The organism is Branchiibius cervicis (assembly GCF_042661605.1).
In the GTDB taxonomy this organism is placed as follows: Bacteria; Actinomycetota; Actinomycetes; order Actinomycetales; family Dermatophilaceae; genus Branchiibius; species Branchiibius cervicis.
The window spans coordinates 252,444-271,326 of the sequence record NZ_JBHSWJ010000002.1; the positions used below are offsets into that span (position 1 = coordinate 252,444).

Sequence of the window (18,883 nt, forward strand, 5' to 3'; positions counted from 1 at the left end):
GCTGGTTCCTAAGGAGTAGAAGATGACGCAGCAGGCGCTGCAGATGCACGGTGCGACGAAGCGCTTCGGCGGCACGCTCGCCTTGGACGACGTCACGTTCGAGTTGCAGCCCGGGTCGGTCCACGCCCTCATCGGGGAGAACGGCGCGGGCAAGTCCACATTGATCAAGGTGTTGACCGGGGTGTACCAACTCGACGAGGGCGAGGTGCGGCTGCGCGGCGAACCGGTCGCGTTCGCCAATCCGGCGGAGGCCCAGCGCGCCGGCATTTCCACGATCTACCAGGAAGTCAACCTCATTCCGCTGCGCAGCGTTGCGGCCAACATCTTCATGGGCAGGGAGCCCACGCGGTTCGGCCTGGTCGACAAGCGGCGGATGGAGCGCGAGGCAGCTGAGCATCTGGACCGGCTGGGGATCGAGGTCGACGTACGCCGGCCGGTCGGCTCGCTCGGTCTGGGCGCCCAGCAAATGGTGGCCCTGGCCCGGGCCGTGTCCACGGCCGCGGACGTGGTCATCATGGATGAGCCGACCTCCTCGCTCGAGCCGCGCGAGGTTGCCACGTTGTTCTCGGTGATCGAGCGCTTGCACCAGCAGGGCATTGCGATCATTTACGTCTCGCACCGGCTCGATGAGTTGTACGCCGTGTGCGACACGGTCACGGTCCTGCGCGACGGGCGACGGGTACACACCGGACCGTTGGCCGACCTGCCTCGCCTGGAACTGGTCTCGATGATGCTCGGCCGTGACGTCGGGGAGGTCAGAGCGCACGGTGCGACCACCTTCGGGGAGCGAGCGCACGAAGTCGACGAGTCCGCGCCCCTTCTGCTGGAGGCGGACCATTTGCGCAGCCGTGGTCGGATCGAGGACGTCACCGTCCAGATCCGGCCGGGGGAGATTGTCGGCTTGGCAGGACTGCTCGGTTCGGGACGTAGCGAAACGGCCCGCACCATCCTGGGCGCACTGCCCCGCGACGGTGGTGAGGTGCTGCTCGCCGGCAAGGCCGTGCCCGGCGGCAACATCGCGGCATCGATGCGGGCCGGGATCAGCATGTTGGCTGAGGATCGTAAGACCGATGGGATCATTCCCCACCTGTCGATCCGCGACAACATCTGTCTCGCAGCGCTGCCCACCCTTTCATCTGCGGGCTTGGTGAACCGCGACAAGCAGGACGCCGTGGTGCGGGATCTGATGGAGCGGTTACGGATCAAAGCCTCGGGCCCGGACCAGAAGGTTGTCGAGTTGTCCGGCGGCAACCAGCAGAAGGTGCTCCTGGCGCGTTGGTTGGCTACCCACCCCAAGGTCTTGTTGCTCGATGAACCCACCCGCGGGATCGACGTGGGCGCGAAGGCCGAGGTGCAGGCGCTGATCGAGGAGCTGGCGCGGGACGGGCTCGGCGTACTGCTCATCTCCTCGGAGCTGGAGGAGCTGGTCGATGGCCCGGACCGGGTGGTGGTCCTCCGCGACGGGCGATCGGTGCTGGAGCTCGATGAGGAGGAGGTCACCGCCGAACGCATCCTCGGTGCCTACGCCGCCGCCGGCGAACCGACCTTCGAAGAGATCATCGAAGAGGCCGCCGTTGCCTCCGACACGGAGGAGCCACGATGACGCAAACCTCAACCCGGAGTGTGGCTTTCGACCGTTCGCGGGCAGCCGGCTGGGCGCAGGAGTACGGCGTCTACGTCGCGGTCGCCGTACTCTTCCTCGGCAACGTCTTGTTCACCGAGAACTTTCTCTCGGGCGCTAACGTGCGCACCCAGCTCATCCAGGCGGCACCGGTTGTCATCGTGGCGCTCGGGATGGCGCTGGTCATCGGCACCGAAGGGGTCGACCTGTCGGTCGGCTCGGTCATGGCGCTGGCGGCCGCGATCATCCCGTTGTATCTGGGGTACGGCGTGGCACCCGCCATCCTCGTAGCCCTCCTGGTCGGTCTGGTCGCCGGACTTTTCAACGGGTTCCTGGTTGCGTTCCTGCGGATCCAACCGATCGTGGCAACCCTGGGTCTGCTGGTCGCCGGGCGTGGCCTGGCGCTGGTCATCGCCGGCGGGCAGTTGAAGGACATCGACGATCCGAATTTCCTGCAACTGGGGACCGGCGACGTCCTGGGGGTGCCGATCGTCGTACTCGTGGCCGCAGTTCTTTCGGTGATCGTGTGGTTCGTCGTGAGCCGTACGACGTTCGGTCGCCGACTGGTCGCGATCGGTGACAACCGGCGAGCCAGCACCTTGGCCGGTCTGCCGGTCCGACGGGTTCTGGTCACCGTCTATGCCATCAGCGGACTTCTGGCCGCGATTGCGGGCGTGCTGGCGACGGCGCGACTGGGTGCCGGCGACCCGGGCAATGCCGGGCAGCTGATGGAGCTGTCCGCGATCACGGCAGTCGTGGTCGGCGGAACACCGTTGTCCGGTGGGAAGGTTCGCATCCTGGGCACCATCATGGGCGCCCTCCTGATGCAGCTGGTGAGAGCGACCCTGATCAAGCACAACCTGCCGGACTCGACCGCACAGATGGTGCAGGCAGCGATCATCGTCATCGCCGTCTACGCAACGCGCGAACGGAGCACACGATGAGTACGTCGACCCCGGTCCGCAGCGACGCCGAGCACGACGCAGGCTCGCCGAGGGTCCGCCGCCAGCTGGTCGCGAGTCTGGTCCAACGACAAGGTGCCGCGGCCGTCCTGGTGGTCGTCGTCATCATCGCCTGGTTGTCGTTGCCGTCCTTCGGCACGGCCGAGAACCTGCGCGATATCGCCCTGCAGAGCTCGTTCCTGGCGGTCATCGCACTGGGGATGACGTTCGTCATCATCACCGGCGGCATCGATCTGTCGGTGGGCTCGGTGTATGCACTGGGCGGGGTGGTCGCTGCATGGGCCTCCCAGTACGGGTTGTTGGCGGCGATTGCTCTGCCTGTATTGCTCTGCGGGGCAATCGGATTCATCAACGGCGTTCTGGTGTCGCGAGCCGGCTTACCGCCGTTCATCGTGACGTTGGCAACGTTGTTGTTCGCTCGCGGACTCCTGCTGGCCATCACCGACGAGGGTTCGACCACCTTCACGATCAAGGACCAAGCGGTCATCAACCTCGGTAGTTCGTCGTTCCTCGGGCTCGGGATCCCGGTGTGGATTGCCCTGGTGCTCTTCGGGATCGGCGGAATCATTCTGCGCCGCACCCGCTTCGGAGAGGCGGTGTTCGCCACCGGCGGTGCCGAGGGATCGGCAGTACTCATGGGCTTGCCGGTCCGGCGGGTCAAGCTCACGGTCTACGTGATGAGCGGTGCTCTCGCCGGTTTCGCCGGCGTTCTGACGGCCGCCTACCTGCAATCGGGAGTCACCGTCATCGGCGTCGGCACGGAACTCGACGCGATCGCCGCCGTGGTCATCGGCGGCACGCTGCTGACCGGCGGCGCGGGGACATTGATCGGCACCATCGTCGGTGTGCTGCTGCGCAACGTGATCGGCAACATCATCAACCAGATCGGCGGCCTCGACAGCAACATCCAGTCAGTCATCAGCGGCGCGTTCCTGCTGGTCGTCGTCGTTGCCCAACGACTGCTGGCGCGGTCCCGGTCGGAAACGGAATAGAGGTCGGTTGTGCTCAACTCGTCGTTGATCCACCCGCAGATCCTTGCCGCGCTCGCGGCGGCAGGACACGGCAGCACGGTCCTCATCGCCGATGCGAACTATGCGCACAGCACCGGGACGCGGCCGGGTGCACCGATCGTGCACCTGAACCTCAGCCCGGGCACGGTGACCGTCGACCAAGTCCTGACTGCGATCGTCGCGACCGCGCCGGTGGAGAGGGCCACGGTCATGGCGCCGGACGACGGCAGCGCCTCCCCGGTGCAGCAGCGCTATGCGGATCTCATCGGAAGTGCGGTGCCGATCGATGTGGCGGTACGGGCCGACTTCAAGGCCGCCTGCCGAGGTGAGGATCTGGCCCTCACCGTCGCCACGGGTGACGACCGCTACTACACCAACGTCTTGCTGACGATTGGGGCGGTGATCCCTCGCAAACACGTGGTCGCAGCGACGACAGACTGACGATGTTGGGTGCATGCCGCTTGCGCTGATGCCGGCCTCATCGCCGTCGCTGGGGTTCTGGGTTCCCGGTGCAGTGGTTGCCAGGCGGCGGTCATGCCCGACGACCCAACTGTGCCCGTGTTGTGTCCCACTGACATCGAAACCGGCCCCGATCTGCGTTTCCGCAGGTCAGGGCCGGTTTCGATGAGTCGGGGTGACAGGATTTGAACCTGCGGCCTCTTCGTCCCGAACGAAGCGCGCTACCAAGCTGCGCCACACCCCGTGGCGCTCACCCGGACGTGTACATCACCGGGCAGCGAGAGGAAACGATACCGTCTGCCCCCATCGATCTCACAATCGGGTCAGGCCATCGCCGCCGCCGGGTCCAGTGGCCCGGTGTTGTCGGGTGGGGCCGGGATCTGGTGGTGCGGGCGGGTCCAGTGGCCCGGTGTTGTCGGGGAGGGGCTACGGGACGCGCGGGACCAGGGTGATCAGGTTCGCCTCCGGGCGGCAGGCGAAGCGCACCGGCGAGTATTTACTGTGCCCGAGTCCGGCCGAGACCTGCAGGTACGCCGGGTCCTGCGGAGCGGGCACCCCCGCCTCCGCGCCGGGCCACCACCGCGAAAGACCCGAAGCGCGGGAGGTGTCCAGATCGCAGTTGGTCACCAGCGCCCCGTAGAACGGCACCCGCACCTGGCCGCCGTGGGTGTGGCCGGCGATGATCAGCGGGATGTCGTCGGCGGCCATCGCGTTCAGCACGCGGGTGTACGGCGCGTGCACCACCCCCAGCGTCCCGGCAGCCTCGGGGGAGGGCGGGCCGGCGACCGCCGAGTAATCGTCGAGGTCGATGTGCGGGTCGTCCACGCCCACCAGTTCCAGGCACGTTCCGTTGGCCTTGACGGTCTCTCGCTGGTTGCGCAGGTCGACCCAGCCGTCGCTGCCCAGCCCGTCGACCAACTCCTGCACCGGCAGTTTCTCAGGCTGCCGGTCCACGGCAGTGACCCGACGGTCGGCGAAGTAGCTGAACGGGTTCTTGAACCACGGTGCGAAATAGTCGTTCGAGCCGAGCACGAACGCCCCGGGCAGGTGCAGGAAGGGCTCCATCGCTTCCAGCACGAAGGGCACCGCATCCATGTCCGAGCAGTTGTCCCCGGTGTTCAGCACCAGGTCCGGCTCCAGCCGGATCAGGGAGCGCACCCACTCGATGCGCCGCCGCTGCCGGGGGACCAGGTGTAGATCGGAGATCTGCAGGATGCGCACCGGCGCGGCGCCGGGGGCGAGCATGGGGACCGTGACGGAACGCACGGCGTACCAGTTGCGTTCGATGACGGTGCCCCAGATGAGCGCTCCCGCTCCGAGTCCGGCGACCGAACCGGTAGTGACGATGGCGGGGTGCACGCGGCCATTCTCGCACCGCAAGAACCCGTTGGACGAAGGTGGCAGGATTGCAGGTATGAGCCTCAAGGAGACGCTGCGCGCGGACCTGACCACGGCGATCAAGTCCCGTGACCAGGTGAGCGCGGCGACGCTGCGGATGACCCTGGCCTCGATCAGCAACCAGGAGGTTGCCGGTGACGCACATCGGGAGCTGTCCGATGACGAGGTACTTGCGGTGATCACCAAGGAAGCCAAGAAACGCCGGGAGGCGGCCGCGGCGTACGACGATGCGAAGCGACCGGAACTGGCCGACAGCGAGCGTGCCGAGTTGGCCGTGCTGGAGGGCTACCTTCCCGCCCAACTCAGCGACGAGGACATCGACGCACTGGTGGCCGAGGCGGTCGGACAGTTGGGTGCCAACAACATGAGCGCCATGGGCGCGGTCATGAAGATCGTGCAACCGCAGATCGCGGGTCGCGCAGAGGGCGGTCGGGTCGCGGCCGCCGTACGCCGGGCGCTCGGCTGATCGCGCACCCCGCGCCCGCCGGGCACCGGTCAGTCGTTGCCGGAGCCGTCGCCGTTGGTGCTGGAGGAGTTCCCGTCGTTCGTTGAGCGATAACCCGAGTACGACCGCATGTTCTTGCCTTCGATGATCGAGCCGGTGTTGACCCAGTTCGGGTCATTCTTGTGGCTCGGGTCGTCGTACATGCTGTCCGACGGTTGCGGGAACTGCTGGATCGGCTGGCCCTTCAGGATCGTGTCCATCGTGGTCTTCCAGATCGGCGCGGCAAGCGTGCCGCCGAAGATCGTTCCCTTGTAGAAGGTGTCGCCGATCCTGAGGTCGGTCAGGTAGTGGGTGTTGGTCGAGATCGAGCCGACCCAGATCGCGGTCACCAGCGAGGGCGTGTAGCCCACGAACCAGGTCTGGACCGCGTTGTCCGTCGTGCCGGTCTTGCCGGCGGCGGGACGGCCGCCGGCCAACCCGGCGTTCTCGGCCGTGCCGTTCTTGTCGAAGACCGCTTGGAGGACCTTGGTGGTCGCGGCCGCTACGTCCTTGGACATGACCTGCTTGCAGGGGCTGACCTTCAGCGGCATCGCTTTGTTGTTGGAGTCCAGGATCTGCGACACCGGCCGCGGCTCGCAGTACTTACCGCCGGAGGCGACCGTGGCGTAGGCGTTGGCGAGGGTGAGCGGGGTGACGTCGTTGGAGCCCAGGATGATGCCGGACGGCACGCGCTCCAGCGGCTTGCCCGCACCCTGCACCAGGCCGACCTTGGTCATCGTGTCGGCGATCTTGCAGACGCCGACGCCGGAGCCCAGCGTGGCGAACGCGGTATTGACCGACTCGCCCAACGCCTGCGACAGGCTCATCAGGTGCGGCGGGACGTACACGTCGTTGCCGACCAGCCACGGCGGGTCGCCCCGGCCCAGACCGCAGGCGTCGGAGAACTGCGAATGGGTGAAGACCCGGACCGGAATGGTGCCCTTGTTGCCCGCCTTGCCGTTGTAGGTCGGCAGGTTGATCGAACTGTCGATCTTGTAGCCGTTCTCCAGCGCCGTGATCACCGCGAAGGCCTTGGCCGTCGAACCGATCTGAACACCGCCGTTGCCGCCGCTGGGGGTCGTGTAGTTGACCGTCGTGTTGCCCGCGCCGGGCTTCAGTGAGTACTTGGTGTTCTGGCCGCTGGCCAGGATCAGGCCGGTGCCGGGCTGGATGATGATGCCGGCGGCGTCCACCTTCGCGGAGTTGCCGACCGGGACCTTGGCCTTGATCGAGGCGTCCAGTACTGCGGCGTACTTGGGATTGAAGCTGGTCTTGATCGTCAGGCCGCCGCTCTTCAGCGCGCCTTCGCGCTGCTTCACGGTGGCGCCCAGCGCAGGCTGCTGCCTGAGCCACTGGGTCACGTAGTCGCAGAAGTAGGGGTACTTCGACGTGGCGCAACTGCTGCTGATGTCCTTGACCTTCAGCATCTTCTCGATCGGGGTGTTCACCGCGTCGGAGAACTGCTTCTGGGTGATGTACCCCTGGTCGAGCATTTTCTGCAGCACCACGTTGCGCCGCGCGATCGCCGCCTTCGGGTTGTTCACCGGGTCGGTGGTTCCGGGCTGGTTGACGACGCCGGCCAGCAGCGCTGATTCGGCGACCGTCAGCTGGGAGGCGGGCACGCTGAAGTAGTGCTGAGCGGCGGCCTCGATGCCATAAACCTGGTCGCCGTAGTAGACCAGGTTGAGGTAGCCGTCGAGGATCTGGTCCTTGGTGTACTTCTGCTCGAGGCTGATCGCGTACTTCAGCTGCTGCAGTTTGCGCACGTACCCGGCCATACCGGTCTGGGTGACCTGCTGCTGGGCGGCCGAGGGGTCGCCGGAGCTGAGGGCCTCGTCCTGCAGCGCCACCTTCACGTATTGCTGGGTCAAGGTCGAAGCACCCTGGACGCCCGAGCTGCTCAACTGGTTGGAGGCCACGGCCCGCAGCAGACCCCGCGGGTCGACCCCGCCGTGCTGGTAGAACCGCTCGTCCTCGATGGCGATCTGGGCTTTCTGCATGATCGGCGCGATCCTGCTCAGCGGGACCACGATCCGGTTCTCGTTGTACGGCGTGGCGATCACCGTGTTGTCCGCGGCCAGGATCCGGGATTGCTGGGCCAGCGGATTCATCTGGAAGTCGCCGGGCAGATCGTTGAACATCTTGATGCTGCTCGTGGTCGCCTTACCGGCGGCACCGAGAGCGGGCAACGCAAGGCCAGCGACGACCATGCCCATGGCCAGGGAGACGAGAACGAACGCGGCCAACAAAGTGAACACGTTCATCAGGCGGTTGCGGGGCATGCTTGTCAGGGTAACCCGGCCGGTTGCAGGTTTCCGGAACGCGAGCCGCACGCCACGAATCAGCTACTGGTCCGGACCAAAATCCTGTGAGAACCCTATGTAAACGGTTAAACCGTGACCAATTTTACCGGGTACACCTGTGGATAAGGTGCCACAAAGTGGTGATTTCTGTGGGTATGTCGAAATTTGACCAAGGTAAAGGCCTAGTAAAGACCGCTGGTCAGGCCTACTCTTATCGACGGACAAGGGGGTCCGGAGACAGGTTTAAGCAGTGCCTTGAGCACGTGAATGATCGGAGACTGGGATGACGGCGATTGCGTCCCGACCTACCACCTGGGATGAGAACTGGGCCTCCCGCGCTGTGTGTCGCAGCACGGTTGCTGCGGACGACCTGTTCGCCAAGGGGGCCGCCCAGCAGAGTGCCAAGATCATCTGCCAGAAATGCCCCGTGGTCGCCGAATGCCTGGCCGATGCGTTGGACAACCGGACTGAGTACGGCGTGTGGGGCGGCATGACCGAGCGCGAGCGCCGGGCACTGCTCCGTCGCCGTCCCGAGGTCCGCTCCTGGGCGCAACTGTTCCGGCTGGCCCGTCAGCAGGAAAGCGAACGCGCCAGCTAGGCGCTTCGCCCTCACCGCGAGCCTGGGTCAGCGGGCCAGTTCCGCGCCGATCTCGCGCAGCTGATCCAGATCGTTGACGTCGGTCGCCTGGGTCGCCACCTCGACCAGGGCCAGTTCCGGTTGAGCGGCCCGGAATCGTGCGATCGCCGCCTCGTGGCGCTCCCGGACCGTCTCCGATTCGGCGTGGAGCAGCAAGAGCCCCGCGGTGTCCATCGGCTGCCAGCCGGAGCCGGGCCGCCGGGGCAGTTCCTCCATGACGGCGGCGGCCGCCAGCGCGCGCGGTCCGCTGAGCCCGGCCACCAGTGCCGGTTGCACCCGGTTGACCACCACGCCGGCCAGCGGCATGCCGTCGTCGCCGAGGCGTTGGGTGAAGTACGCCGCCTCGCGCAATGCCTCACGGTCGGGGGTCGCCACGACCAGGAAAGCGGTGCTCGGTGCCGCCAGCACGGCGTACGTCTGCTCGGCCCGCTCCCGAAAGCCGCCGAACATCGTGTCCAGGGCGGCCACGAACGTCTGCACGTCGCTCAGCAGTTGGCCGCCGACGATCTTGGACAGCACCCCGGAGATGGTGTTCAGCCCCGCCGACATCACCTTCAGGTAGACCTTGCCACCGGCCTTGGCCGGTGCCATCAGGATCCGGATGAACCGTCCGTCCAAGAACGAGCTGAGCCGCTTGGGCGCGTCCAGGAAGTCCAGCGCCGAGCGCGACGGCGGGGTGTCGACGACGATCAGATCCCATGCAGCGGACCCGTCCGGCCCCTTCTCGGCCTGCAACTGGGCCAGCCGTTCCATGGCCATGTATTCCTGCGTCCCGGCGAAGGAACTCGAAACCGCTTGGTAGAAGGGGTTGTCCAGGATCTGCTGAGCCTTCTGCCCGCTTGCGTGCTGGAGGACCACGTCATCGAAGGTGCGCTTCATGTCCAGCATCAGCGCGTCTAGGCTGCCCTCACCCTCGATCGCGGTGACCGGGCTGGGGTCGTTGGTCAGATCACCCACGCCGAGCGCTTGGGCCAGCCGGCGGGCCGGATCGATGGTGAGTACGGCGACCTTCCGGCCCGCTTCCGCGGCCCGGATCGCGACGGCCGCTGCCGTCGTCGTCTTGCCGACCCCGCCGGAGCCGCAGCACACCACCGTCGTGATGCTGCGATTGGCGATCAGGGCATCGATGTCCAGACGTCGCTGCATCACACGGCTCCGCTGTCGTGCAGCACGTCGGCCAGTTCGCGCAGCGCCCCGGCGTCGACGCCTCCGGGGATGGCGGGTAGTTCCGATGTCGGCAGCGCCAGACCGGCCAGGTCCTCGCGCTCGGCGTCCTGGAGGGCAAGACGCTGATCGACGTTGACCGCGGTGTCGAGGAGGCCGTCGACCACAGCGGGGCTGACCCGGACCTTGGCGGCTCGCAGATCCTCGGCGATCAGGTCCCGGGTCCTGGCTCGTCCACCGGCGGCGGCGGAGCGGACCATGCTGCGTGCTCGATCACTGAGCAGGGGCTCACGGACCTGGTTGATCAGCAGCTCCCCGACGGGCAGATTCAGGGCGCGCAACTCCTCGACCGCCTCGACCGTTTCCTGGACCGGCATCTCCTCCAGCAGGGTCACGATGTGCACCGCGGTCTGGGAGGAATGCAGCAGTTGCATGATCGAGTCCGCCTGGTTGTGCAAGGGCCCCATCCTGGCCAGCCCCGCGAACTCCGCGTTGACGTTGAGGAACTTCCCGATCCGACCGGTCGGCGGAGCGTCGAGAACCACTGCGTCGTAGGGATATTCGCCTTTGTGGCCTCGGCGTTCGTCACGGCGGCGGACCGCTTCGTACACCTTGCCGATGAGCAGCACATCCCGCACGCCCGGCGCGATGGTGGTGGCGAAATCGACGACGCCGAAATGCTCCAGCATTCCGCCGGCCCGGCCCAGCTTGTAGAACATCTGCAGGTATTCCAGCAGCGCCGCCTTGGCGTCCACCGACAGCCCGGTGATCGAGCCGCCGTCCAGGCCGCGGGCCACGGGTGTCTCGTCGGTCGACAACGGCGGTACGTCGAACGCCTGGCTGATGCCCTGCCGGCCCTCCACCTCGGCGATCAGGACCGTCTTGCCCTGTCGTGCCAGGGCCGTCGCCAAAGCAGCGGCCGCAGTGGTCTTGCCGGTCCCGCCCTTGCCCGTGACGATGTGCAGACGTCGCTGCTCCCACCGCCCGGTCACTGCTGCAGCGTAACCGTGTGCCCTGCGATTCGCCCCCGTCCGGGGCGCTGATAGCGTCGTATCCGTCGCGGGATGCGCGACAGCAGCGCCGGCGAGAGCCACGGCGAAGTGGCCGTGACTGCGTCGGCGAATTTCGTTGTGAAGAGGGTGTTATTCGTGTCGCAGGAGCCCGGGACCGTCGCCGGTCCGGCCCTCGCGAAGGGTCATCGTCATGTCGTGATCATCGGTGCCGGGATGGTGGGTCTGTCGACCGCCTGGTACCTGCAGGAGCACGGCGTCCAAGTCACCGTGGTGGAGCGCTCCGGGGTCGCGGCGGGTAGTTCGTGGGGTAACGCCGGCTGGATCTCGCCCGGCCTGTGCGTGCCGCTGTCCGATCCGTCGGTCATCAAGTACGGCGTCAAGGCGCTGCTGGATCCCGACTCCCCCTCTACGTCCCGCTCAAGCCTGACGTCGGCCTGGCCCGGTTCCTGCTGGGCTTCGCCGCCCGCTGTACCCCTGGGCAGTGGAAGAAGACGATGGACAAGTTCGTGCCCGTCAACCGCCGGGCCATCGAGGCGTACGACGAGTTGGAGACGCACGGGGTCGCCGCACGATCGCACGAGGCACCGATCATGGCGGCCTTCCGCCGCGCGCAGGACGCCGCCGGTCTCGAGCACGAGGTGGAACTGATCCACGCGGCCGGCCTGGAGCTGGAAGCGACCGAGGTCGACAACGCCACACTGCGCGCCGAGCTGCCGATCGTCTCCGCTGACGTGGAGAAGGCGATCCGGCTGGGCGGGCAGCGCTACATCAACCCCGGTGAGTACGTTGTGGCGCTGGCCGAAGCGGTCAAGGAGCGCGGCGGGGAACTGGTCATCGGGTCCAACGCCCGCGCGTTGCGACACGGTCCCGGCGGAGTCACCGTCGAAATGGTCTCCGGCACACCGATTTCCGGCACCGACGTCGTCATCGCCACCGGTGCCTGGTTGCCCGAGCTGGCCAAGCGGTGCGGGGTGAAGGTGCAACTGCGGGCCGGTCGCGGCTACAGCTTCTCGGTCGCGGTCACCGATCCGGCCAATCGTCCGGTGCCGTGCCCGGTCTACTTCCCCTACGAACGGATCGCCTGCACCCCGCTGGGCGACCGGTTGCGGGTCGGCGGCACCATGGAATTCGCCGACACCGAGGACCCCTGCAAGAGGGCCGGGTCGACGCGATCGTCAAGGGCGGCCGCCCGCTCCTGACCGGCGTCGATTGGGACGACCGACAGGACACCTGGGTCGGCGGTCGTCCGGTCACGGTCGACGGCCTTCCGCTGGTGGGTGCCACCGATGTGCCCGGTGTCTGGGTCAACGGCGGCCACGGCATGTGGGGCATCACGTTGGGGCCGCTGTCCGGGAAACTCCTGGCCGAACAGATGGTCACGGGCCGCACGCCCGGCGAGTTGGCGCCGTTCTCGCCGACCCGCTGAGCGGCGTACGTCCTGATGGGCTGCGTGAAGGTCCTTGTCCAGTTGCTCCGCGACTGACCAGAACCTTCACGCACCCCAAGCGTTGAACAATGTGGCGCGCAGCGCACTAGGTAGAGTCGGGGCCATGACGACCTGGGAATATCTCACCGCACCGGTGCTGATCCACAACACCAAGGCGATCCTCGATCAGTTCGGCGCCGACGGCTGGGAGTTGGTGCAGATCATCGAAGGTCCCGGCGGCGGCCTGGTCGCGTACTTCAAACGGCCCAAAGGAGCCTGAATCGTGAGTGCAGTCGAAGATCGCCTGGCCGACCTGGGCCTGAGCCTGCCGCCGGTCGCGGCGCCGGTCGCGGCGTACGTCCCGGTGGTCCGGACCGGCAACCTGGTCCTCACCTCAGGGCAGCTGCCGCTCGTCGACGGGAAGCTGCCGGCCACCGGCAAGGTGGGTGCGGAGGTCTCGGCCGAGCAGGCCTACGACTACGCACGCACCTGCGCCCTCAACGCGATCGCCGCAGTGAAGTCGATCGTCGAGGATCTGGACACCGTGACGGTGGTCAAGGTGGTCGGCTTCGTCGCCAGCGCACCGGACTTCACCGGACAGCCCGGTGTGATCAACGGTGCGAGCGAACTGCTGGCAAACGCCTTCGGGGACAACGGTGCTCACGCTCGTTCAGCGGTCGGCGTCGCAGTGTTGCCGCTGGATGCGCCGGTCGAGGTCGAGATCATGGTGTCGGTTGAGGACTGAGCGGGCCTTCCCGGCTCCGCGGCCCCTGGCGAAGACCCTGGAACGCTGGGACGCCGACGGTCGCCCGGCGGGAGTCCAGCCCAAGCTGGCCGCCACCGTGCTGTTGGTGCGCCCGGACGGCTCAGAGGTGTTCATGATCCGCCGGGTGCCCACCATGCAGTTCGCGCCCTCGATGTGGGTCTTCCCCGGGGGCGGTGTCGATCCGCGCGATGCCGAGGTGTCGGTCGATTGGGTCGGGCCCGATGCTGCGCAGTGGGCGAGCCTGCTCGGGGTATCGGCCGAGGTCGCGGTGACCTTGGTCATGGCCGCGCTGCGCGAACTGTTCGAGGAGTGCGGCGTGCTGCTCGCCGGCACCGCGGACGCTGTCCTCGCGCAGGTCGACGAGAGCTGGGCGCCGGATCGGGCCGCGCTGATCGCCCACGAGAAGTCGTTCGCCGAGGTGCTGCACGAGCGCGGTCTCGCGGTCCGTTCCGATTTGCTCTTCGTCCAGGACCACTGGGTGACACCCGGATTCGAGAAACGTCGTTACGACACGTTCTTCTTCACCGCGGTGCTGCCGGACGGTCAGGAGCCCGACGACGCCACCAGTGAGTCCGCGGTCAGTCAGTGGGTCGAGCCGGCACGGCTGCTCGCCGAGCACCGGGCGGGGTCGGCGTTGATGCTGCCGCCGACGGTATTGCAACTGGAACTGCTGCGCGACGAACCGCACGCGCCGCGGCACCACGAGATCCCGATCGCGGTCGAGCCCTCGCCGCAGCGCGGCCCGGACGGCTGGCTGCTGGTGGCCCGGTTGAATCCACGCTGACCGCTACCTCACAGGTGGTTCCTGGCCAGCACCTGCAACCGGGCGTAGCTGCCGTTGAAGTAGTCCTGGTCGATCGGGCTGTCGGTGTACTGCCAATAGGTGAAGGTCGGCCAGCCCCCGGGCAACGAGGTCAGCTTCGTGGTCCACGCCGCGATCCACAACGGATTGGACAGCCGGAACGCCGTGCTGTTGCCGGTGCACAAGGACCACCAGGGGGAATTGGTGTAGATCACGACGTCCCGGCCGGTGAGCTGCTTGTAACGAGCGGCGAACGTGCTGATCCAGGTCACCATGGCCGTCGTGCTCAGGCCGTAGCAGGTCGGACCGTAGGGGTTGTTTTCGACGTCGACCATGCCCGGCAGCGTCTTGCCGTCCGCTGACCAACCGCCGCCGTTGGCCACGAAGTACTCGGCCTGGGCCTTGGCGCTGCTGGAGGCCGGATTGGCGAAGTGATACGCACCCCGGATCAGGCCCTGCTTGTATGCACCGTTGTATTGCGAAGCGAAGTAGGTGTTGCGAAGGTAGGTGCCCTCGGTGGCCTTGGTGTAGGCCCAGGTGATGCCCTTGGCCGCCCAACCGGCCCAGTCGACGTTGCCCTGGTAGCGCGACACGTCGATACCCCGCTGCGCGCCGGCCACCAGACGCGGGGCCGATGCGTCCCGGGCCTGCCTTCGTACCGTCGGCTTCGCCCAACCGGGGTAGCCGCCGCCGGCAGTCGTCAGGCCGGCCGCACGAGCCGGTGCGTCCAGGGTGCGCTGGGTGGTTGCCCGGACGGCGTCCGAAGCGTGCGCCGGGGCTCCGACGGCCATACCGCTGAGGGCGCAACTGAGAACGACTGTGCCGGCCAGGATGCGGGTGACGGTCTTCATGGATCTGTCCTTCGGGGGTTCGGCGAGCGATGAAACAAGTCCACCACGGACACCACGGTGAGCGGGCGGATCGCGGCGGCCGTTATCGTCGCTGCATGAGCGATGGATCCAGGTGGCAGGGCGGCCCCGTCAGCGACCGCGTCGAGATCGTGCTGTGCAACAATCCCGGGCCGATGAGCCTGGACGGCACCAACACCTACCTGCTGTTCGGCGCACATGATCGGGCAGTGGTCGTCGACCCGGGGCCCTACGACGAGGAGCATCTGGGCGCCGTACGCGATGCGGTCGCGGCGCGGGGTGCCACCGTTGCGCTCACCCTGCTCACCCACCACCACGACGATCACGCCGGCGGTATCGACCGGTGGGTGGAGCTGACCGGCTCGCCGGTGCGCGGCGCCGGCCGGGGTGCGCCGTTCGCCGACGGTGAGGTGCTGGACGAGCAGGCGCTGGGCATCGTCGTACTCCTGACTCCCGGGCACACCGCCGATTCGGTGAGTTTCCTCGTGCCGCAGGAGCATTTGCTGCTGACGGGGGACACGGTGCTGGGCCGCGGGACAACGGTCGTCGCGTTCCCCGACGGTGACCTGGGGGACTACCTGGACTCCCTGGACCGGTTACGTACGGCGATCGCCGGGCAGGGCGGCACCGTCGCCCTGGCGCCGGCGCACGGCCCGACGCATCCGGATGCGGATGTCGTCATCGCGCAGTACCAAGTCCACCGGGCGCAACGCCTGGATCAGGTGCGGGCCGCGCTGGGCAGTATCGACCCGCAGGCAACGGACGCTGCCGATGCGGTGGTGAGCACGGTCTACGCCGATGTGCCGGAGAACGTGCGACCGGCGGCGTACGCGACGGTCCGTGCGACGCTGGACTACCTGAGCCGTTAGCGCGCGCGGCGCGCCAGGCGCTCGGGGTCCAGCAGGGTGACCGCACGGGCCTCCAGCTTGATCCAGCCGCGTGAGGTGAAGTCGGCCAGCGCCTTGTTGACGGTCTCGCGGGAGGCGCCGACCAGCTGGGCCAGTTCCTCCTGGGTGAGGTCGTGGGCGACCAGCACGCCGTCGTCGACCGGCTTGCCGAAGCGCTCCGACAGGTCCAGCAACGCCTTGGCCACGCGGCCGGGAACGTCGGTGAAGACCAGGTCGCCCAGTGCTTCGTTGGTGCGGCGCAGGCGCCGTGCCAACGTCCCGAGCATCGTCATCGCGACCTCGGGGCGGGTGGACAGGAACGCCGTCATGTCGGGGTGGGCCAGTCCGACCAACTCCACGTCGGAGACGGCCGTCGCCGTGGCCGCGCGCGGGCCCGGGTCGAAGAGGCTGAGCTCGCCGAGCATTTCGCCGGACCCGAGAATCGCCAGAAGGTTCTCGCGACCGTCGGAGGAGCGCCGGCCCAGCTTCACCTTGCCCTCGGTGATCACGTAGAGCGAATCGCCCTGGTCACCCTCGTGGAAGAGCTCGCGCCCACGGGGCACCCGTGCCGGAGTCATCGACTCCAGCAGTGCCTGGGCGTCGTGGTCGTTGAGGGGCGCGAACAGGGCTGCCTTACGGACGGCGTCGATCTCCACAGGGTTAGTGTGCCATGCAACACAAGAACGCTTTCGCGGCCACACCGAGGACGGCATCAGTTGAAACGGCTGGACATCACCGCCGAGACCCCGACCGGTCGGGTCCGCCGGGCCCGCAAGACCTATCGGGTGCTGCACGAGGCGTATCCCTACGCGCACTGCGAACTGGATTTCCAGACCCCGCTGCAGTTGTTGATCGCGACCGTACTGTCGGCGCAGACCACCGACGTCGGAGTCAACAAGGTGACGCCGGTGCTGTTCGCCCGCTACCCGGACGCGGCGGCGCTCGCCGGCGCGGATCGCACCGAGCTGGAGGAGATCCTGCGCCCCACGGGGTTCTACCGGGTGAAGGCGAACTCCGTGCAGACGCTCGCCCAGGCGCTCCTGGAGAACTTCGGCGGTGAGGTTCCGGGCCGGTTGAAGGATCTGGTCACCCTGCCCGGCGTCGGGCGCAAGACCGCGAACGTCGTGCTGGGCAACGCCTTCGGGGTGCCGGGGATCACCGTCGACACGCATTTCGGCCGGCTGGTGCGGCGGCTGGGGTGGACCGACGAAACCGATCCGGTGAAGGTCGAGACCATCATCGGCGCGATGTTCCCGCGCAAGGACTGGACGATGCTGTCCCACGTGCTGATCTTCCACGGCCGCCGGTTGTGCCATGCGAAGAAGCCGGCGTGCGGGGTGTGTCCGGTCGCTCAGTGGTGCCCGTCGTACGGCGAAGGCGAACTGGATCCGGTGAAGGCGCGCAAGCTGCTCAAGTTCGAGCTGGCTCCGGGGGCCGCAGGTGCGCCGTCCGGAACGTTTGTCGGCGTGGACTGAGCTACTTACGGATGCGCGGGGCGGGCGAGCCCAGCAGCACCTCGCGGGTCACGTGCCACGCAACGGTTGTCAGCCGGTGCATGCGCACGGTGTCGTCCCCGAGCAAGCGCACCCAGGCACCGCAATCGGCCGGTAGCACGCTCACTCCGAAGAGCGTGCCGGGAGCTGTCGCCGCCGCCAGCGCATCGTGCAGCCGGTCGGCCAGGAAGGTGGCCGGCTGCAGCGGGGTGACCACGTACAACGAGGCCGTGATGTCCCGGCCGGCGAGACCTGCGGGGCCGCGGGCGCCCCGCAGCAGCCGCACACGGTCCAGGAGCAACGGCGAGCCGTCCGGGCGGGTCACTTCCAGATCGGAGGCGTACACGTCGTACTCTGCACGCTCGCCGCGCGACAGCCGTCCGGCGTAGACCGTCTCGCCCAGCACGGCGGTTGCCTCAGGGTGCACCGTGGCTCGAACACGTTGGTAGTACCGGGAGTTCGCGTACGGGATGACCGGGTCCGGGAGGAATTCGGCGTACGCGCCGCGCTCCGCGTCCAGGTTGATCTGTGCGGCGGCGTAGCCGTTGTCCATCCGATAGATCTTGGTGTGCGCCTGCGTCGTGACATGGCTGGTCGTGTCCGGGCCGAAACGCAGATCCATGCGCTGTCGATCCCCTTGCAGGACACCGCCGCCCGTGGTCATCACGTAGGTGTAGGGGATGTCGGGGCGAGCCTGGTCGTAGTAGAGCGGGCGCATGATCTGCAGCGGGCTCTTCTGGTAGTGATGCGTCAGTTCCGTGCGTGGCGCACCGCGGTGGGTGCGCACCTCGAAATCGAGTTCGAGTACGCCGACCTTCCCGGGGCTGCCCACCGGAAGGTGACCGCCACCCGGTCCATACCCGGCGACTTCCGGTGGGACCCGGTCGATCTCATAGTGCTCCGGTTGCAGGCGGTGGTCCGGGGCGATGACGCTCATCCCACCGGCTGGCGGCTGGTCCAGATCGCCATGATCTGCTCGTGCAACTGGGGCAGACCGGTGCCGTCGAGGGAGTTGGTGAGGACGACAGGGGCTCCGTCGCGCACGGCATGCGCGTCATTCTCCATGACCGACAGATCGGTGCGCACGTACTGCGCAATGTCGATCTTGTTGATCACCAGGATGTCGCTCTCGGTGATCCCGGGTCCGCGCTTTCGCGGCATCTTCTCGCCCTCGGAGGTATCCAGCACGAAGACGAACACGTCGGCCAGGGCGGGGAGAAGGTCAGTGTCAGGTTGTCCCCGCCGGACTCGTAGATGAGGGTGTCGATCTCGGGAAACTGTTCCAGAAGGTCCTCTCCCGCAGCCAGATTCATCGTCGGGTCGTCGCGGACCGCCGTGTGCGGACAGGCGCCCGTCTCGACTCCGATCACGCGCTCGGGGTCCAGGATCCCGGCGAGTTCCCGTCGTACGTGCTGGGCATCCTCCTGGGTGTAGATGTCGTTGGTGATGACTCCCGGGTGCCGGCCGGCCTCAATCAGGATGGGCACCAGGGCCTCGGTGAGCGCGGTCTTGCCCGACCCGACCGGGCCGCCGATCCCAATGCGTAGAACATTGGTGGACATGGGGTTTCGCCCTCCTGATAGACGTGG

Annotated in this window: 21 protein-coding genes, 1 tRNA gene and 1 pseudogene; 13 read left to right on the plus strand and 10 right to left on the minus strand. The window is 67.4% G+C overall.

Annotation, left to right across the window (positions count from 1 at the left end):
- The first annotated feature begins 22 nt into the window (after nucleotides 1-22).
- Genes ACFQBT_RS01540 through ACFQBT_RS01555 form a run of 4 tightly spaced genes read left to right on the plus strand, consistent with a single transcriptional unit; the run spans nucleotide 23 to nucleotide 4,034 of the window.
- Nucleotides 23-1,603 (plus strand): sugar ABC transporter ATP-binding protein, encoded by a 1,581-nt coding sequence (locus ACFQBT_RS01540; protein WP_377820073.1) that lies wholly within the window; start codon nucleotides 23-25, stop codon nucleotides 1,601-1,603.
- The gene (locus ACFQBT_RS01545) at nucleotides 1,600-2,565 is read left to right on the plus strand and encodes an ABC transporter permease (RefSeq protein WP_377820074.1); all 966 of its coding nucleotides are present in this window, start codon (nucleotides 1,600-1,602) and stop codon (nucleotides 2,563-2,565) included. The genes ACFQBT_RS01540 and ACFQBT_RS01545 overlap by 4 nt, the downstream gene beginning before the upstream one ends.
- Nucleotides 2,562-3,575, plus strand: a complete 1,014-nt coding sequence (locus ACFQBT_RS01550) for an ABC transporter permease (RefSeq protein ID WP_377820075.1) — start codon at nucleotides 2,562-2,564, stop codon at nucleotides 3,573-3,575. The genes ACFQBT_RS01545 and ACFQBT_RS01550 overlap by 4 nt, the downstream gene beginning before the upstream one ends.
- 9 nt (nucleotides 3,576-3,584) lie before the next feature.
- Nucleotides 3,585-4,034, plus strand: coding sequence for an RbsD/FucU domain-containing protein (locus ACFQBT_RS01555; RefSeq protein WP_377820076.1), 450 nt, complete (start codon nucleotides 3,585-3,587; stop codon nucleotides 4,032-4,034).
- 188 nt (nucleotides 4,035-4,222) lie between these two features.
- Here ACFQBT_RS01555 and ACFQBT_RS01560 read toward each other — a convergent pair.
- Together ACFQBT_RS01560 and ACFQBT_RS01565 are read right to left on the minus strand one after the other, a co-directional pair.
- Nucleotides 4,223-4,296, minus strand: a tRNA-Pro gene (locus ACFQBT_RS01560).
- Nucleotides 4,297-4,478: 182 nt separating this feature from the next.
- Nucleotides 4,479-5,411 carry a metallophosphoesterase gene (locus tag ACFQBT_RS01565; protein WP_377820077.1) on the minus strand — a complete coding sequence of 311 codons (933 nt, stop codon included), beginning with the start codon at nucleotides 5,409-5,411 and terminating at the stop codon, nucleotides 4,479-4,481.
- Between the two features lie 55 nt (nucleotides 5,412-5,466).
- Here ACFQBT_RS01565 and ACFQBT_RS01570 point away from each other — a divergent pair, with 55 nt between their 5' ends.
- Entirely contained in the window at nucleotides 5,467-5,916 is a 450-nt protein-coding gene (locus ACFQBT_RS01570) for a GatB/YqeY domain-containing protein (protein ID WP_377820078.1), read from the plus strand.
- A 29-nt stretch (nucleotides 5,917-5,945) separates the two neighbouring features.
- Here the strand turns inward: ACFQBT_RS01570 and ACFQBT_RS01575 are convergent, their stop codons facing one another.
- The gene (locus ACFQBT_RS01575; RefSeq protein WP_377820079.1) at nucleotides 5,946-8,216 is read right to left on the minus strand and encodes a transglycosylase domain-containing protein; all 2,271 of its coding nucleotides are present in this window, start codon (nucleotides 8,214-8,216) and stop codon (nucleotides 5,946-5,948) included.
- A gap of 304 nt (nucleotides 8,217-8,520) precedes the next feature.
- On the opposite strand from ACFQBT_RS01575, the gene ACFQBT_RS01580 reads away from it, so the two are divergent.
- Entirely contained in the window at nucleotides 8,521-8,835 is a 315-nt protein-coding gene (locus ACFQBT_RS01580) for a WhiB family transcriptional regulator (RefSeq protein ID WP_377820080.1), read from the plus strand.
- Between the two features lie 27 nt (nucleotides 8,836-8,862).
- Here ACFQBT_RS01580 and bagB read toward each other — a convergent pair whose 3' ends face one another.
- Both bagB and bagA read right to left on the minus strand, forming a co-directional pair.
- The gene (gene bagB, locus ACFQBT_RS01585) at nucleotides 8,863-10,020 is read right to left on the minus strand and encodes an ArsA family ATPase (protein ID WP_377820081.1); all 1,158 of its coding nucleotides are present in this window, start codon (nucleotides 10,018-10,020) and stop codon (nucleotides 8,863-8,865) included.
- Nucleotides 10,020-11,030, minus strand: a complete 1,011-nt coding sequence (gene bagA, locus ACFQBT_RS01590; protein WP_377820082.1) for an ATPase BagA — start codon at nucleotides 11,028-11,030, stop codon at nucleotides 10,020-10,022. The genes bagB and bagA overlap by 1 nt, the downstream gene beginning before the upstream one ends.
- A 234-nt stretch (nucleotides 11,031-11,264) precedes the next feature.
- Here bagA and ACFQBT_RS01595 point away from each other — a divergent pair, with 234 nt between their 5' ends.
- From ACFQBT_RS01595 to ACFQBT_RS01615, 5 genes and pseudogenes are all read left to right on the plus strand, one after another.
- A complete protein-coding gene (locus tag ACFQBT_RS01595; protein ID WP_377825305.1) occupies nucleotides 11,265-11,699 on the plus strand; it encodes an FAD-dependent oxidoreductase in 435 nt (144 codons plus the stop codon).
- A pseudogene (locus tag ACFQBT_RS01600) lies at nucleotides 11,597-12,477 on the plus strand (NAD(P)/FAD-dependent oxidoreductase). The gene ACFQBT_RS01595 and the pseudogene ACFQBT_RS01600 overlap by 103 nt, the downstream one beginning before the upstream one ends.
- Before the next feature lie 124 nt (nucleotides 12,478-12,601).
- Nucleotides 12,602-12,757: a DUF4177 domain-containing protein gene (locus ACFQBT_RS01605; protein ID WP_170119925.1), complete on the plus strand. Its 156-nt coding sequence runs from the start codon at nucleotides 12,602-12,604 to the stop codon at nucleotides 12,755-12,757.
- Between the two features lie 3 nt (nucleotides 12,758-12,760).
- Nucleotides 12,761-13,222: a RidA family protein gene (locus ACFQBT_RS01610; RefSeq protein WP_377820083.1), complete on the plus strand. Its 462-nt coding sequence runs from the start codon at nucleotides 12,761-12,763 to the stop codon at nucleotides 13,220-13,222.
- Nucleotides 13,212-14,027: an NUDIX hydrolase gene (locus ACFQBT_RS01615; RefSeq protein WP_377820084.1), complete on the plus strand. Its 816-nt coding sequence runs from the start codon at nucleotides 13,212-13,214 to the stop codon at nucleotides 14,025-14,027. The genes ACFQBT_RS01610 and ACFQBT_RS01615 overlap by 11 nt, the downstream gene beginning before the upstream one ends.
- An 8-nt stretch (nucleotides 14,028-14,035) precedes the next feature.
- On the opposite strand, the gene ACFQBT_RS01620 is transcribed toward ACFQBT_RS01615, so the two are convergent.
- Nucleotides 14,036-14,896 carry a GH25 family lysozyme gene (locus ACFQBT_RS01620; protein WP_377820085.1) on the minus strand — a complete coding sequence of 287 codons (861 nt, stop codon included), beginning with the start codon at nucleotides 14,894-14,896 and terminating at the stop codon, nucleotides 14,036-14,038.
- Between the two features lie 95 nt (nucleotides 14,897-14,991).
- Here ACFQBT_RS01620 and ACFQBT_RS01625 point away from each other — a divergent pair, with 95 nt between their 5' ends.
- Complete coding sequence (locus tag ACFQBT_RS01625) at nucleotides 14,992-15,783, plus strand: MBL fold metallo-hydrolase (protein ID WP_377820086.1); 792 nt, start codon at nucleotides 14,992-14,994, stop codon at nucleotides 15,781-15,783.
- Here the strand turns inward: ACFQBT_RS01625 and ACFQBT_RS01630 are convergent.
- On the minus strand, nucleotides 15,780-16,457 hold the full coding sequence (locus tag ACFQBT_RS01630) for a Crp/Fnr family transcriptional regulator (protein ID WP_377820087.1): 678 nt from the start codon (nucleotides 16,455-16,457) through the stop codon (nucleotides 15,780-15,782). The two genes, ACFQBT_RS01625 and ACFQBT_RS01630, sit on opposite strands and share 4 nt — an antisense overlap.
- A 60-nt stretch (nucleotides 16,458-16,517) precedes the next feature.
- On the opposite strand from ACFQBT_RS01630, the gene nth reads away from it, so the two are divergent.
- Nucleotides 16,518-17,276: an endonuclease III gene (gene nth / locus ACFQBT_RS01635; protein ID WP_377820088.1), complete on the plus strand. Its 759-nt coding sequence runs from the start codon at nucleotides 16,518-16,520 to the stop codon at nucleotides 17,274-17,276.
- Nucleotide 17,277: 1 nt separating this feature from the next.
- Here nth and ACFQBT_RS01640 read toward each other — a convergent pair whose 3' ends face one another.
- From ACFQBT_RS01640 to ACFQBT_RS01650, 3 genes are read right to left on the minus strand one after another with little or no spacing between them, the layout of a single operon-like run.
- Nucleotides 17,278-18,231, minus strand: a complete 954-nt coding sequence (locus ACFQBT_RS01640; RefSeq protein ID WP_377820089.1) for an urease accessory protein UreD — start codon at nucleotides 18,229-18,231, stop codon at nucleotides 17,278-17,280.
- Nucleotides 18,228-18,455: a GTP-binding protein gene (locus ACFQBT_RS01645; RefSeq protein WP_377820090.1), complete on the minus strand. Its 228-nt coding sequence runs from the start codon at nucleotides 18,453-18,455 to the stop codon at nucleotides 18,228-18,230. Before ACFQBT_RS01645 ends, ACFQBT_RS01640 begins: the two co-directional genes overlap by 4 nt.
- Nucleotides 18,407-18,856, minus strand: coding sequence for a GTP-binding protein (locus ACFQBT_RS01650; protein WP_377820091.1), 450 nt, complete (start codon nucleotides 18,854-18,856; stop codon nucleotides 18,407-18,409). Before ACFQBT_RS01650 ends, ACFQBT_RS01645 begins: the two co-directional genes overlap by 49 nt.
- Nucleotides 18,857-18,883 lie beyond the last annotated feature (27 nt).